The following is a 13870-nucleotide window of genomic DNA, read 5'->3' on the forward strand; positions in this document are numbered from 1 at the left end:
AGGTTTTGGATCGACCGGTTCAAAATGGGCCGGGTCAGCGTGCGGGGCGCCACAAGAGCAAGATGTCAGGGTGGGTTATGACGCGCTGCTTTGGCTTTCGTTCGGTGGTCCCGAGGGGCCCGACGAGGTGATGCCGTTCCTGGAGAACGTCACGCGGGGCCGGGGAGTCCCGAGGGAGCGACTCCTCGAGGTCGCCGAGCATTACCAGCATTTCGGCGGGGTCTCGCCGATCAACCGCCTGAACCGTGACGCGATCTCCGCGGTGGAGAAGCAGCTCACGGCGGCCGGGATCGACCTGCCCGTCCACTTCGGCAACCGCAACTGGCGGCCGATGGTCGAAGAGACACTGGCCGAGATCACCAAGGCGGGAGCCCAGCGGGTGCTGGTCTTCCCCACGAGCGCGTACGGCGGCTACTCCGCTTGCCGCCAGTACGACGAGGACATCGAGCGCGCCCGCGCGGCTGTCGGCGACGGCGCGCCGGGCCTGGTGAAGCTGCGGCAGTTCTTCGACCACCCGCTGTTCATCGCGGCCTTCGCCGACGCCGTCCGCGCCGCCCACGCCGAGCTGGGGAACCGGCCCGGCACCCGGACGGTCTTCTGCGCGCACTCGGTCCCCGAGTCCGCCGACTCCGCGTCCGGACCGCCCTCGGAGGGCGGCCGCCGCTATTCGCGCCAGATCGCCGAGGCCGCCCGTCTCGTCGCGGCCCAAGCGGGGATCGAGACCTACGACGTCGTCTGGCAGTCGCGCTCCGGCCCGCCGCAGGTGCCGTGGCTGGAGCCGGACATCGTCGACCACATCGACGCGTTGCACGCGGAAGGCGTCACGTCGGTGGTGATCTGCCCGGTGGGGTTCGTGTCGGACCACCTCGAAGTGATCTGGGACCTCGACAACGAGGCCGCCGAACGTGCCGCGGAACACGGCATGGCCTTCGCGCGGGCCGCCACCCCGGGCACCGATCCGCGATTCGCGGAGCTGGTCGTGGAGCTGATCCGTGAGCACACGGAAGGCGTGCCGCCGCGGAAGCTGTCACCGTTCCCGGCGGCCGGGTGCACGGTGAACGGGGCGCCCTGCGCGGTTGGGTGTTGTGAACCGGCGAAGAGGCCCGCGCGTCCGTAGTGGGCCTCGTGAGTGGTAATGACGGTTAGAACCGCCATTACCACTCACGAGACCGGACGGCTAAGGGTGCCGGTCCGCCTGGTCCGCGAACACCCGCACCGCTTCGTTGATCGCGGCGCACCGTGCGTTCCGGACCGCCTCGTTCAACGGCCGCAAGGCCTCCGACCGCCGCAGCGTGGCCGAGGCCGACAGCGCGCCGCCCGGATCGTCGGATTCGGCGATCGCCAGGATCGCCGCGATCTCCTCCGACCGCTGGAGTACGCGCAGCGAACGGCCCGGCATACCGGCGGGCCACGGCGCGTCGGTGGCCGCGCGCAGCCTCGCCGAGAGCTCCGCCCGTACCCCCGGCCGCTCGCTGGCGACGTCGAGGGACTGCAGCGCGCCGGCGCTCGCGCGGATCGCGTCGGTCAGACCGTGCTCGGCCTCGCCGAGTGACCGGAACTCCAGGACGCCCGGTGTGGGTACCGAGTAGACGGTCCACCGCATGAGACCTTCGGCGATCGACTCCGGGACCAGGCCGTAGCCGAGATCCGGCAGCAAGACCGCCTCGCCGGTCCGCAGCGCGGCCGCCATGAACTGGCCGCCCCCACCCAGGCCGCGGACATCGCCGGGGACCGGCAGCAGCAGCTCCATGCTCTTCGCGCCCTGCGAGCGCAGCGCGAGCAGCAACTGGACCGGGGTCGCGGCGCGGTTGAACGCGAGCGGCAGGTCGAACGCCTCGGCGGCCGCGGCATCCGCGGCGACGACGTCGTGAGCCTCGCCCCAGACCTGAAGGGCGTCAAGGACGTCGTCGGAGGCGGCGGCCCCGTTCAGCCACGCAGAAGACCAGACCGCGAGGGTCGCACTGGATCGGCACACTGGACTTATTTTAGTCGTGTGCCCGGCGAAACCCGGAAAAGGGCACGACCACCTGTACCGAGCTGGAGTTGCTTCACGTCGACAGGTACCTGATCGCGACGTAGCGTCGAACAGGTGAACGCTGTTCCCGCACCTCTGCCCCGCACCGCCGGGGACCTTCGCGCGGCAGGCCACACGCCGCGCTCGATCAAACAAGAACTGCACGACAACCTGCTCGTGAAGCTCCGCGCCGGGGAAGACCCCTGGCCGGGGATCGTCGGTTTCTCCCGCACCGTCCTGCCCCAGCTGGAACGCGCGCTGCTCGCCGGCCACGACGTCGTCCTGCTCGGTGAACGCGGTCAGGGAAAGACCCGGCTGCTGCGCAGTCTCGCCGCGCTGCTCGACGAATGGACGCCCGTCATCGACGGCGCCGAACTGGGCGAGCACCCGCTCGACCCGATCACCCCGGAATCGCGGCGCCGTGCCGCCGAACTCGGCGACGCGCTGCCGGTGGCCTGGCGTCACCGCGACGAGCGCTACACGGAGAAACTGGCCACACCGGACACTTCGGTCGGTGACCTGATCGGCGACGTCGACCCGGTGAAGGTCGCCGAAGGCCGCAGCCTCGGCGATCCCGACACCATCCACTTCGGACTGGTCCCGCGTGCCCACCGCGGCATCGTGGCGATCAACGAACTGCCCGACCTGGCCGAGCGCATCCAGGTCGCCCTGCTGAACGTGATGGAGGAACGCGACATCCAGGTGCGCGGGTACACCCTGCGCCTGCCGTTGGACGTCCTGCTGGTGTCGACGGCCAACCCGGAGGACTACACCAACCGCGGCCGCATCATCACCCCGCTCAAGGACCGGTTCGGCGCGGAGATCCGGACGCACTACCCGCTCGACGTCGACGCGGAGATCGCGGTCGTGCGGCAGGAAGCGAGCCTGGTCGCCGAGGTCGGCGAGCCGCTGCTGGAAGTGCTCGCCCGGTTCGTGCGGAACCTGCGCGAATCGCCGGTGATCGACCAGCGGTCCGGCGTCTCGGCCCGGTTCGCCATCGCGGCGGCGGAGACCGTGGGCGCGGCGGCGCTGCGCCGGTCCGCGCTCACCGGTGAGGAACCCGCCGTGGCGCGTCCGGTCGACCTCGACGCGGTACCGGCCGTACTGCGCGGCAAACTCGAATTCGAGCCAGGGGAGGAGGGGCGCGAAACCGAACACCTCGTGCACCTGCTGCGCCGCGCTGTCGCCGAGACGGCCCGTTCGCGGTTCGCCGGGCTGGACCTGCTGCCGCTGGCCGACGCCGTCGAGGGCGGGCACCTGGTCACCACCGGGGAACGCGTACCCGGCAAGGACGTGCTCGCCGCGCTTCCGGAACTGCCCGTGCTCCACGACGTCGCCGCGCGGGCCGGTGTCGGCCCGGACGAGCCGGCGGGCCGGATCGCCGCCGCGGTCGAACTGGCGCTGGAATCCCTGTTCCTGTCGCGGAAACTCGCCAAGGATTCCGACGATTCGACGACCGTCTACGGCCGATGAGCGCACCGCCGACGTACTTACTCCCGCGGAGGCGGCGATGACACAGCCGGAAGGGTATTCGTACGGGCCGTGGCACGACGGCCCGGATCCGCTGGCACCACCCGCGGACCTGCGCGACGCGCTCGACGAGATCGGCCGCGAGGTGATGGCGGGCGCCTCGCCCCGGTCCGCGCTGGAGGAACTGCTGCGGCGCGGGACCCCGCGCACCGCCGGGCTGGACGAGCTGACCAGGCGGCTCTGGCAGCGCCGGTCGGAGATCCAGCGCCGCCACCGGCTGGACGGGACCCTGCAGGAGGTCCGGCGGCTGCTCGACCAGGCGCTGGAGGCGGAGCGGCGTGACCTGTTCCCGGATCCGGACGACGACGCCCGCTTCCGGGAGGCTCGGCTGGACGCGTTGCCGCCGGGGACGGCGGCGGCCGTGCGCGAACTCGCCGAGTACGACTGGCGTTCGGCGCGAGGCAGGGAGAACTACGAGAAGATCCGCGACCTGCTCGGCCGTGAGTTGCTGGATTCCCGCTTCGAAGGGATGAAGGAGGCACTGCGGAACGCGGGTCCCGAGGACGTCGAGCGGGCCAACAAGATGCTCGCCGATCTCAACGACCTGCTGGCCGCGCACGCGCAGGGCCGCGAGGACGTGCCCGAGCGGTTCGCCGGGTTCATGGCCGAACACGGCGAGTTCTTCCCGGAGAACCCGAAGAACGTCGAGGAGCTGATCGACGTCCTCGCCGCCCGTGCCGCGGCGGCACAGCGGATGCTCAACTCGATGACCCCCGAACAGCGCGCCGAACTGGCCGAGCTGTCCCAGCAGGCGTTCGGGGACCCCCGGCTGGCGCAGCAGTTGTCCACTTTGGACTCGCAGCTGCGCGCGCTGCGGCCCGGTGCGGACTGGACGTCTTCGGAACGCTTTCGGGGCAACGATCCGCTCGGTCTCGGCGAGGGCGCCCGCGCCATGTCCGATCTCGCCGAACTGGACGCGCTGGCCGAACAGCTCGGCCAGTCCTATCCCGGCGCGAGACTGGAGGACATCGACGTCGACGCGCTCGAACGTCAGCTCGGCCCGGACGCCGGCGTCGACGCCCGGCGACTGTCCGAACTGGAACGTGAACTACGACGGCAGGGACTGTTCGAACGCGCTCCCGACGGCACGCTTCGGCTGTCGCCCAAGGCTTTGCGGCGACTCGGGGAAACCGCGCTCGCCGACGTCGTGAACGCGTTGCGCGGCAAGGCGGGCCGGCGGGAGACCGAATCCGCCGGCGCGGCGGGTGAACCGACCGGCGCGACCAGGCCGTGGCGGTTCGGGGACATGCAGCCCTGGGACGTCTCCAGGACGGTCCGCAACTCCGTCCTGCGCTCGGTTTCGCTCGGCGAACGGTCCGTTCGGATGGACGTCTCCGACGTCGAAGTGGTCGAGACCGAGCATAGGTCCCGCGCGGCGGTGGCGTTGCTCGTGGACACCTCGTGGTCGATGGTGCAGGAAGGCCGCTGGCTGCCGATGAAGCGGACAGCGCTCGCCCTGCACCAGCTGATCAGCACCCGGTTCCGCAACGACGCCTTGCAGCTGATCACGTTCGGCCGCTACGCCACGTCGGTCGAACTGGCCGAACTGGTGGGCCTGGAAGGCGCTTGGGAGCAGGGCACCAACGCCCACCACGCCCTGCTGCTGGCGGGACGGCATCTGCGGCGGCATCCCGACGCGCAGCCGGTGGTCCTGATGGTCACCGACGGCGAGCCGACAGCGCATCTGGAATCCGACGGTACGGCGGAGTTCGACTATCCGCCCCAGCCGAGGACCTTGCTCAAGACACTGTCCGAAGTGGACCGGATGGCGAAGCTCGGTGCCTCGGTGACGGTGTTCCGGCTCGGGGACGACCCACGCCTGACCGCGTTCGTCGATCTGCTCGCGCGCCGTTCGGGCGGCCGGGTCGTCGCGCCGGACCTCGACGGGCTCGGCGCCGCCGTGGTCGGTGACTACCTGCGGACCAGGAAGCGGTAGGTCAGCGGCCGGTGACACCGTCCACCTACGCTGGGTCGATGGGGTATCCGGTGGGGAAGGTCGCGGCGTGGTCCGGGGTCACCGTGCGCACACTGCATCACTACGACGACATCGGCCTGCTCTCACCGAGCGGGCGGACGGCGGCGGGATACCGCAGCTACAGCGACGACGACCTCGACCGTTTGCAGCGCATCCTCTTCTACCGCGAACTCGGGTTCGGCCTGGAGACGATCGCGAAGGTCGTCGACGACCCGGACCTGGACGCGCTGGAGCACTTGAAGCGGCAACGGACGCTGCTGACGGAGCGGATCGGTGAGCTGACCCGGATGGTCGAGTCCGTCGAGCGGGTGATCGAGGCGAAGCAGGTCGGCGGGGCGCTGACGCCGGAGGAGAAGTTCGAGGTCTTCGGCGAGTTCCGTGAACCGGAGGGCTACGCGGAGGAGGCCGTCCGGCGGTGGGGCGAGACCCCGCAGTGGCAGGCGGCGGCGAGGCCACTGTCCAAGGAGGAATGGGCCGAGGCGGAGAAGATCCGCCAGGACTGGGTCCGGCGGCTGCTCGACGTCGTCGACTCCGGCGCGCCCGCGGACAGCGTCGCGGCGATGGACCTCGCCGAAGAGCACCGGCGCATGCTGGCCGCGTTCATGGGGGACTGCGACCACGCCCTGCACCGCGACATCGCCGGGATGTACGCGACCGAACCGGTCCAGCTGGGGTTCCTGGTGCGCGAGCCCGATCAGCGGCCAGGCCTCGGCGAGTACATCCGGGACGCCGTCCACGCCAACGCGGTCCGTGCCCGGGAATAGCGAGTTCGGTTACTCCGGCCGTGTCCGGCTCCCACCGGACGGGAACGGCGGCGCGGCTCCGCTTACAGTCGAGGTATGCAGACTTGGTCATCGGTCGACGTGCCCCGTATCCCCGGCACCCCCCGTCCGCTGCGGCTCCATGACACGGCGACGGGGCAGATCCGCCCCACGGCGCCCGGGTCCACCGCTCGGATGTACGTCTGCGGCATCACGCCGTACGACGCCACCCATTTGGGCCACGCCGCCACATATCTGACATTCGACCTGGTCAACCGCCTGTGGCGCGACGCCGGGCATGACGTCCACTACGTACAGAACGTCACCGACATCGACGAGCCCCTGCTGGAGCGGGCCGAGCGGGACAAGGACGACTGGGTCGTCCTCGGCATGCGCGAGACGGCCCTGTTCCGCGAGGACATGGCCGCGCTGCGGGTGCTGCCGCCGCGGCAGTTCGTCGGGGCGGTGGAGAGCATCCCGGAGATCGTCGAGGTGATCGCCAAGCTGCTGGCGAACGGCAGCGCGTACCGCGCCGACGACGCGGAGTACCCGGACATCTACTTCGACCACAACGCGACCGGGCACTTCGGCTCCGAGTCGAACTACGACGCCGAGACCATGGCGAAGTACTTCGCCGAACGCGGGGGAGACCCGGACCGGCCGGGCAAGCAGCACCCGCTCGACGCCCTGCTGTGGCGGATGGCGCGACCGGGGGAACCGTCGTGGGAGTCGGAACTGGGTGCCGGGCGCCCCGGCTGGCACATCGAGTGCAGTGCGATCGCGGTCAACCGTCTCGGTCTCGGCTTCGACGTCCAGGGCGGCGGCTCGGACCTCATCTTCCCGCACCACGAGTACAGCGCCGCGCACGCGGAAGCCGTCGCGGGGGACCGGCCGTTCGCGCGCCACTACGTGCACGCCGGGATGATCGGCCTCGATGGCGAGAAGATGTCGAAGTCGCGGGGGAACCTCGTGTTCGTCTCGCGGCTGCGGGCCGACAAGGTCGACCCCGGCGCGATCCGGCTCGCGCTCTTCGCCGGTCACTACCGGGAAGACCGCCCATGGAGCGCGCAGCTGCTCGCGGACGCGGAGGACCGGCTCGCCCGCTGGCGTGACGCTGTTTCGCTCGGCACCGGTCCGGCCGCGGAGGACACGATCGCCCGCCTCCGCGACCACCTGACCGACGATCTCGACACCCCGAAGGCACTCGCCGCCGTCGACGCCTGGGTGGCCGAGGCGCTGAACCGCGCCGGCTCCGATCCGGCGGCACCCGGGCTGATCCGGAACGGCGTGAACGCGCTGCTCGGCATCGTGCTCTGAAAACCCTGTGCTCTGAAAAACGTCATGAGGGGTCCCCATGGGACAAATTTCGTCCTATGGGGACCCCTCATGACACACCCGAAGACCGTATAACGCCCTATACCGCGACGCGACCGGCTTCCAGCCGCAGGTGGTCGCCCGTCCAGTCCCGGCGCAGCCAGCGGTCATGCGAAGCGATGACGACGGCGCCCGGAGCCGTGTCGAGCGCGGCGAACAATTCCTCGGCCAGGGTGAGCGAGAGATGGTTCGTCGGCTCGTCGAGCAGCAGCACCTCCGGTGGATCGGCGATCAGCAACGCCAGCGCGAGCCGCCGCCGCTGCCCGACCGACAGCGCGCCGACACTGGTCCCGAGGTCCCGCGGAGCCAGCAAACCCAGGCTGCGCAACGGCGGCACACCCTCGCCGAGTGTTTCGGCGTAGATCCGCTGCGCCGACCGGTCCGGCTCGGCGAACTCCACATCCTGTGCCAGCAGGCCGATCCGGATCCCGCGTCCACGAAGGACGGTCCCGGCGTCCGGGGTCAGCGCGCCGGTGAGCACGGACAGGAGCGTGGACTTCCCCGCGCCGTTCCCGCCGGTGATCAGGAGTCTCGACGTGGTCGTGATGTCGAGGGTCTCCAGCCGCAGCCGTCCCGGGACGTGGATGTCCCGGACCGAGATCGCCGTCTTGTCCTCGCCGGGCGTGCCGGTCAGTTCCGCCTGGAACCGCAGCGGGCCGGGTGGCTTCCGCACCTGATCGCGTTCCAGTTCGTCCAGCCGCAGCTGGGCGTTGCGGACCCGGCGTGAGATCTGTTTCTGCACCCTCCCGGTTTTGAAGTCGTAGAGCATCTTGGCGTTGTCACGCTGCGGCCGGTTGTGCGCGACGTTGCGCGCGGTGACGGCGACCGATTCGCGCAGTTCCTTCAGCTCGTCCTGTTCCTCGGCGTACCGCTGTTCCCAGCGCGCCCGTTCGGCCCGTTTCTGGTCCAGGTAGGCGGAATACGCGCCGCCGTACCGGGTCGGTCCGCCCAGCGCCGGATCGAGGTCGACGATGTCGGTGCACACCGCGTCGAGGAACACGCGATCGTGCGACGCCAGCACGAGGACACCGGTCAGCGACGCGAGATGCTGTTCGAGGAACTCCATCGCCCCGTCGTCGAGGTGGTTCGTCGGCTCATCGAGGATCAGCGTTCCCGGTCGCCGGATCAGCAGCGCGGCCAGGCCGAGCCGTGACCGCTGCCCGCCCGACAGCGTGCCCAACGGCCGCGCCGGATCGATCCCGGCGAGCCCGAGACCCGCGCAGACGACCTCGGCCCGCCGGTCGGCGTCCCAGAGGTCGTGCGCCTGGGCCCATTCGAGGACGGTGCCGTACTCGTCGAGGACAACCGCGTCGTCAGGGCGTTCCGTAAGCGCCGCGGTCAGTTCGTCGAGTCTCGCCGACGCCTGCCGGATCTCGGCGAGCGCGTCGTCGATGACGTCGGAGAACCGTGCCGTCGCAGGGAATGGCAGCTCCTGCAGCAGGAATCCGACGTCGTCGCCACGGAGCACCTCACCGCCGTCCGGCTCTTCGACGCCGGCGAGCAGGCGCAGGAGCGTGGACTTCCCGACACCGTTCTCGCCGACGAGACCGAGCCGTTGCCCCGCCGAAGCGATCAGGTCGACGCCGTCGAGCACGACGCGGGTGCCGTAGGAGCGGACGAGGTCCTTGGCGATCAAAGAAAGGGAAGACATACGACATCACCGCGTTTCGGATCCGTGAGGGATCCCCGCCGGGCTTGGTCGCTTGCGGGAGCCGTGCTCTACCGAAGCCGCCTCGGAGCGGGGGAGGGATGCGGTGTCAGTTGTCCATGATGCGAGCAGTCTAACGCAACCTATGTAGCGTTAGTCAACCCCCGGTTCCGGTTTGACACCGCGGCGGACGTCTGAAACTCTGAAAGAGAACTTTCGAAATAAACCTTTCAGATTGGTCGGACGATGAGCGGGTTGCCGCCGCGCAAGCGGATCGAGGACGTCGAGCTGATGCGGGCGCTGGCGCATCCGCTGCGTTCGGCGCTGGTGGACCATCTGATGGCGGTGGGGCCGCGCACCGCCAGCGAATGCGCGACGGCCGTCGGTTCGAGCGCTTCCAACATCAGCTGGCACCTGCGCCAACTCGCCCAGCACGGCCTGGTCGAACGCGTCGAGGGGGAGGACGGACGCGAGCGGCCCTGGCGCGCCTGCCAGGTCGGGATCGAATTCGGGGACGACCCGGAGCTGCGCGGGGCGCAGCTGGCCGTCGTGGGCACGACACTCGCGCGGGAGCGGGAACTGACCGAGCGCTACCTCGAAGCCGCGGACCTGCTGGACAAGGAGTGGCGGGACTCCGCCGGCATCAACACCTATTCGCTGCGGGTGACCGCCGCGGAACTGGACAAGCTGATCGAGGGAATCAACGCCCTGGTCCGGCCCTACGTCGGCGCGATCCGCGAGGACGCGCCGGAGGAGGCCTGGCCGGTGCATCTGGGGTTGCGCGCGTTCCCGCGCATCGACGCGGAGGGGAAGCCGAGCAGATGAAACCGTTGAGAGAGCCCGCTTTCGCGCGGCTGTGGATCGCCGCCTTCTTCTCCGAGACCGCCGAATGGATGCTGCAGATCGCGTTGCCGGTGTTCGTCTTCCAGGCGACCGGCTCCGCGGCCACCACGGCGTTGAGCATCGTGCTCGGGCTGCTGCCCGCGGTGCTGCTCAGCCCGGTCGCCGGGGTGATCGCGGATCGCTGGAACCGGCGGCTGGTGCTGTGCGTGGTCTGCGCGGCGCAGGCGTTCGTGGCGCTGCCGCTGCTGTTCGTCGGGGCCGACGGTCCCGTGTTCGTGATCTACGCGGTCATGGCGGGCCAAGCAGGGCTGGCCTCGCTGTTCGAACCCGCCCGCAACGCGCTCGTACCGGAACTGGTCGGCCCGGACGAGCTGACCGGCGCCAACGGCCTCATGAGCATCAACGGCAGCGTCGCTCGCCTCGCGGGCGGCTGGGCGGGCGGTCTCCTGCTCGGCTTCGGTGGCCTGGGCTGGGTCGTGGTGGCTTACCTCGGCGTACTGGTGATCGCGTCGGCCCTGCTGGCGCTCCCGTTCCGCCGGGCCGCCGCGTCAGTGGCGGCCGGTCCGCACGAGTCGGTGGTGCGGGCGTGGCTCGACGGCCTTCGTGAGATCGGCCGGGAAGGACGGCTGCGTGTCGCCGGTGCCGTCGTGGTCCTGACCTCGCTGGCCCAGGGGATGTTCCTGGTGCTGTTCGTGGTCTTCGTGCTCGACATCCTCAGCGGCACCGAAGGCGACGTCGGCCTGTTGCGCGGTGTGCAGGCACTCGGCGGGCTGGCCGCCGGATTCGCCGTCGCCACCGTCGCCCGCAAGGTCGCGCCCGCCGCGCTGCTCGGTTGGGGTGGGCTCGCGCTCGGCCTCCTGTCGGCGCTGATCTGGAACCTGCCTGCGCTTACGGCGTCGCTGGGCGTCTACATCGGACTCTTCGGGCTCGTCGGCGCACCGGGGGTACTGGCCGGTTCCGGCTTGCTGTCGCTGGTCCAGACGGCCGCGTCGCCAGAGCGGTCCGGCCGCGTGCTCAGCACGATGTTCGCCGGGATGGCGGGCTTCACCGCGCTGGGTGCGCTGCTGGCGGGCGGGCTCGTGAGTGTGCTGGGCACCGGTGTCCTGCTGAACGTCCAGGCGGCCCTGCACACCGTCTCCGCGCTGATCGTGCTGGGCGTCCTGGCGTCGGGCCGCTTACGCCGTGATGCGGTCTTGGCGGTTCCCCGGTCCGAGTGAAGCTACGGTGGTGGAGTGCCGCATCTCTTCGCCACCAGCGACCTCCACGTCACCCATGAGGGCAACGCCCCGCTCGTCGACGAGGTCGTCCCCCGTACCTCCGACGACTGGCTGCTCGTAGCCGGTGACGTCGCCGAACGCGCCGAATCCGTGATCAGGGTGCTCAAGACCTTGCGAGAACGCTTCGCGAAGGTCGTCTGGGTCCCCGGCAACCACGAGCTGTGGACCACCCAGAAAGACGAATGCCAGCTGCGCGGCCAGGCGCGTTACGAGCACCTGGTCGAGCGATGCCGCGAGATCGACGTCCTCACCCCGGAGGATCCGTACCCGGTGTGGGATCACCAGGAGAAACCGCTGACGATCGCCCCGCTGTTCGTGCTGTACGACTACAGCTGGCGGGCCCCGGCGGCCGAAGGGCTGCCGATGCAGGCGGCCATCGACCAGGCGCGCGACGCCGGTGTGCTCTGCACGGACGAGTTCTTCCTGCATCCGGACCCGTATCCCAACAGGCAGGCGTGGTGCGCCGACCGGGTGAAGATCAGCACCGGGCGGCTGGAGGCGATCCCGGAGGACCACGGCACGATCCTGATGTCGCACTGGCCGCTGCACCGCCATCCGACCGCGCCGCTGTACTGGCCGGAGTTCGCGCTGTGGTGCGGGACGACCGAGACCGAGGACTGGCACCTGCGGTTCCGCGCGGAGGTCGCCGTCTACGGGCACCTGCACATCCCGCGCTCCACGGAAGCGGACGGGGTGCGGTTCGAGGAGGTCTCGCTCGGCTACCCGCGGGAGTGGCGGAAACGGGCGCGGGGTCCGATCCCGCTGCGGCGCATCTTCTGAGGCGACCGCCGATGCCATGAAAGGCCCCTTCATTGCAAAATTTGCAATCAAGGGACCTTTCATGGCGCTTGAGAAGCCGCTGTCAGCCCCTCCCCGGACCGTCCTGTCCGGGACGGCGGCGCCGCAGGTACCGCTCGAACTCGGCCGCGATCTTGTCCCCGCTCACGTCGTCCAGCGTGAACTCGGTTTCCGCGTCACCGCGCTCCTCGAGGCCCCGGACGTACTCGCTGATCTCCTCGTCCTCTTCGGCCATGTCGGTGACCGTCCGCTGCCACTCCTCGGCCTGCTCCGGCAGCGCGCCGAGCGGGATCTCGACGTCGAGGACGTCTTCGAGTTTGTGCAGCAGGGCGAGCGTGGCCTTCGGTGACGGCGGGTGTGAGACGTAGTGCGGCACCGCCGCCCAGATCGACACCGCCGGTACGCCCGCCTGCACGCAGTAGTCCTGCAGGACGCCGACGATGCCGGTCGGGCCCTGATAGTTGTTCAGCTCCAAGCCGAACTGTGAGGCGGTGTCCTTGTCGTACGCCGTCCCGGTCACCGGGACGGGCCGGGTGTGCGCGGTGTCGGCCAACAGCGCGCCGAGGGTGACGACGGTGGCGACCTCCAGTTGCTGGATGTACTCCAGCAGTTCGCCGCAGAAGGCGCGCCAGCGCATGTTCGGCTCGGGTCCTTGGACCAGCACCACGTCCCGGCTGAAGCCTTCCGGGCGGCAAACCGAGAGCCGGGTGGTCGGCCAGTCGACCCTTCGGGTGACACCGTCGACCATGCGCACGGTCGGTCTGCTCACCTGGAAGTCGTAGTATTCGTCCGGACTCAGCTCGCTCAGCGGTGTCGCATCCCAGTTGAGCTGGAGATGCTCGACCGCCCGGCTGGCCGCGTCACCTGCGTCGTTCCATCCTTCGAAGGCGACGATCATGATCGGCTTGGTGTCGTCCGGTTGGTCGCGGCCGGGCCGCTGGGTCTCGTCGACGGGCTCACTCACCGGACCAGCCTACGACCAGGCGGTCGTACCCTGTTGGGCATGTCCGATCGCCTTTCGTCACCGCTGCTCGACGCGCTGCGTACTCGAGTCCTGGTAGCCGACGGTGCGATGGGGACCGCGTTGCAGGCGCAACGACCTCGGCCTGGATGATTTCGCCGGTCTGGAGGGCTGCAACGAGATCCTCGACGTCACCCGTCCGGACGTCGTCCGCACTGTGCATCGCGGCTATCTCGAGGCGGGCGCCGACCTCTTGGAGACGAACACCTTCGGGGCAAACTACGCGAACCTGGCCGAATACGGCATTCCGGACAGGATCTTCGAACTGTCCGAGGTGGGCGCGCGGCTCGCCCGTGAGGTCGCCGACGAGTACGCGACCCAGGCCTCGATCATCGCCGCGCACCGGGCGATGAAGGCCGAGGGCAGGCGGGTGCCGGTGCTCGCCTCGATCACTGTCGAGACCACCGGCACGATGCTGCTCGGCACCGAGGTCACCGCGGCGCCGGCCGCGCTGGAGCCGATGGACATCGATCTGATCGGCCTCAACTGCGCCACCGGACCCGCCGAGATGAGCGAGCACCTGCGGCAGCTGTCGAAGCACGCGCGCGTCCCGCTGTCGGTGATGCCGAACGCCGGACTGCCCGAACTGGGCCCGAACGGCGCGGTCTAACCGCTGTCACCCGAGGGAC

General features: G+C 69.9%; 12 protein-coding genes. 9 read left to right on the forward strand and 3 right to left on the reverse strand.

Annotation, left to right across the window (positions count from 1 at the left end; genetic code table 11):
- Nucleotides 1-70: 70 nt before the first annotated feature.
- A complete protein-coding gene (locus ACZ54P_RS15520; RefSeq protein WP_465462195.1) occupies nt 71-1117 on the forward strand; it encodes a ferrochelatase in 1047 nt (348 codons plus the stop codon).
- Nucleotides 1118-1177: 60 nt separating this feature from the next.
- Here the strand turns inward: ACZ54P_RS15520 and ACZ54P_RS15525 are convergent, their stop codons facing one another.
- Nucleotides 1178-1975, reverse strand: coding sequence for a hypothetical protein (locus ACZ54P_RS15525; RefSeq protein ID WP_465462196.1), 798 nt, complete (start codon nt 1973-1975; stop codon nt 1178-1180).
- Nucleotides 1976-2089: 114 nt separating this feature from the next.
- Here ACZ54P_RS15525 and ACZ54P_RS15530 point away from each other — a divergent pair, with 114 nt between their 5' ends.
- The 4 genes from ACZ54P_RS15530 to mshC all read left to right on the forward strand — a co-directional run bounded on the left by ACZ54P_RS15530 (nt 2090) and on the right by mshC (nt 7597).
- Nucleotides 2090-3487: a sigma 54-interacting transcriptional regulator gene (locus ACZ54P_RS15530; protein WP_465462197.1), complete on the forward strand. Its 1398-nt coding sequence runs from the start codon at nt 2090-2092 to the stop codon at nt 3485-3487.
- Between the two features lie 37 nt (nt 3488-3524).
- A complete protein-coding gene (locus ACZ54P_RS15535; protein WP_465462198.1) occupies nt 3525-5480 on the forward strand; it encodes a vWA domain-containing protein in 1956 nt (651 codons plus the stop codon).
- A 38-nt stretch (nt 5481-5518) separates the two neighbouring features.
- The gene (locus ACZ54P_RS15540; RefSeq protein ID WP_465462199.1) at nt 5519-6283 is read left to right on the forward strand and encodes a MerR family transcriptional regulator; all 765 of its coding nucleotides are present in this window, start codon (nt 5519-5521) and stop codon (nt 6281-6283) included.
- Between the two features lie 75 nt (nt 6284-6358).
- Nucleotides 6359-7597, forward strand: a complete 1239-nt coding sequence (mshC, locus tag ACZ54P_RS15545) for a cysteine--1-D-myo-inosityl 2-amino-2-deoxy-alpha-D-glucopyranoside ligase (RefSeq protein WP_465462200.1) — start codon at nt 6359-6361, stop codon at nt 7595-7597.
- 97 nt (nt 7598-7694) lie between these two features.
- Here mshC and ACZ54P_RS15550 read toward each other — a convergent pair whose 3' ends face one another.
- Nucleotides 7695-9305, reverse strand: a complete 1611-nt coding sequence (locus ACZ54P_RS15550) for an ABC-F family ATP-binding cassette domain-containing protein (protein WP_465462201.1) — start codon at nt 9303-9305, stop codon at nt 7695-7697.
- Between the two features lie 243 nt (nt 9306-9548).
- On the opposite strand from ACZ54P_RS15550, the gene ACZ54P_RS15555 reads away from it, so the two are divergent.
- The 3 genes from ACZ54P_RS15555 to ACZ54P_RS15565 are packed head-to-tail and all read left to right on the forward strand — an operon-like array spanning nt 9549 to nt 12202.
- On the forward strand, nt 9549-10127 hold the full coding sequence (locus ACZ54P_RS15555; protein WP_465462202.1) for an ArsR/SmtB family transcription factor: 579 nt from the start codon (nt 9549-9551) through the stop codon (nt 10125-10127).
- The gene (locus ACZ54P_RS15560) at nt 10124-11362 is read left to right on the forward strand and encodes an MFS transporter (RefSeq protein WP_465462203.1); all 1239 of its coding nucleotides are present in this window, start codon (nt 10124-10126) and stop codon (nt 11360-11362) included. The genes ACZ54P_RS15555 and ACZ54P_RS15560 overlap by 4 nt, the downstream gene beginning before the upstream one ends.
- Before the next feature lie 15 nt (nt 11363-11377).
- Nucleotides 11378-12202: a metallophosphoesterase family protein gene (locus tag ACZ54P_RS15565; RefSeq protein ID WP_465462204.1), complete on the forward strand. Its 825-nt coding sequence runs from the start codon at nt 11378-11380 to the stop codon at nt 12200-12202.
- Between the two features lie 82 nt (nt 12203-12284).
- Here the strand turns inward: ACZ54P_RS15565 and ACZ54P_RS15570 are convergent, their stop codons facing one another.
- A complete protein-coding gene (locus tag ACZ54P_RS15570; RefSeq protein ID WP_465462205.1) occupies nt 12285-13184 on the reverse strand; it encodes a PAC2 family protein in 900 nt (299 codons plus the stop codon).
- A 103-nt stretch (nt 13185-13287) separates the two neighbouring features.
- Between ACZ54P_RS15570 and ACZ54P_RS15575 the strand changes: the two genes are divergently transcribed.
- Nucleotides 13288-13851: a homocysteine S-methyltransferase family protein gene (locus ACZ54P_RS15575; RefSeq protein ID WP_465462206.1), complete on the forward strand. Its 564-nt coding sequence runs from the start codon at nt 13288-13290 to the stop codon at nt 13849-13851.
- Nucleotides 13852-13870 lie beyond the last annotated feature (19 nt).

This window comes from Amycolatopsis sp. NPDC034160, from assembly GCF_055575355.1.

Coding starts and splice junctions, on each gene's coding strand:
- ACZ54P_RS15535 (WP_465462198.1), top strand. CDS start 3,525: ATGACACAGCCGGAAGGGTATTCGTACGGGCCGTGGCACGACGGCCCG.
- ACZ54P_RS15540 (WP_465462199.1), top strand. CDS start 5,519: ATGGGGTATCCGGTGGGGAAGGTCGCGGCGTGGTCCGGGGTCACCGTG.
- mshC (WP_465462200.1), top strand. CDS start 6,359: ATGCAGACTTGGTCATCGGTCGACGTGCCCCGTATCCCCGGCACCCCC.
- ACZ54P_RS15550 (WP_465462201.1), bottom strand. CDS start 9,305: ATGTCTTCCCTTTCTTTGATCGCCAAGGACCTCGTCCGCTCCTACGGC.
- ACZ54P_RS15555 (WP_465462202.1), top strand. CDS start 9,549: ATGAGCGGGTTGCCGCCGCGCAAGCGGATCGAGGACGTCGAGCTGATG.
- ACZ54P_RS15560 (WP_465462203.1), top strand. CDS start 10,124: ATGAAACCGTTGAGAGAGCCCGCTTTCGCGCGGCTGTGGATCGCCGCC.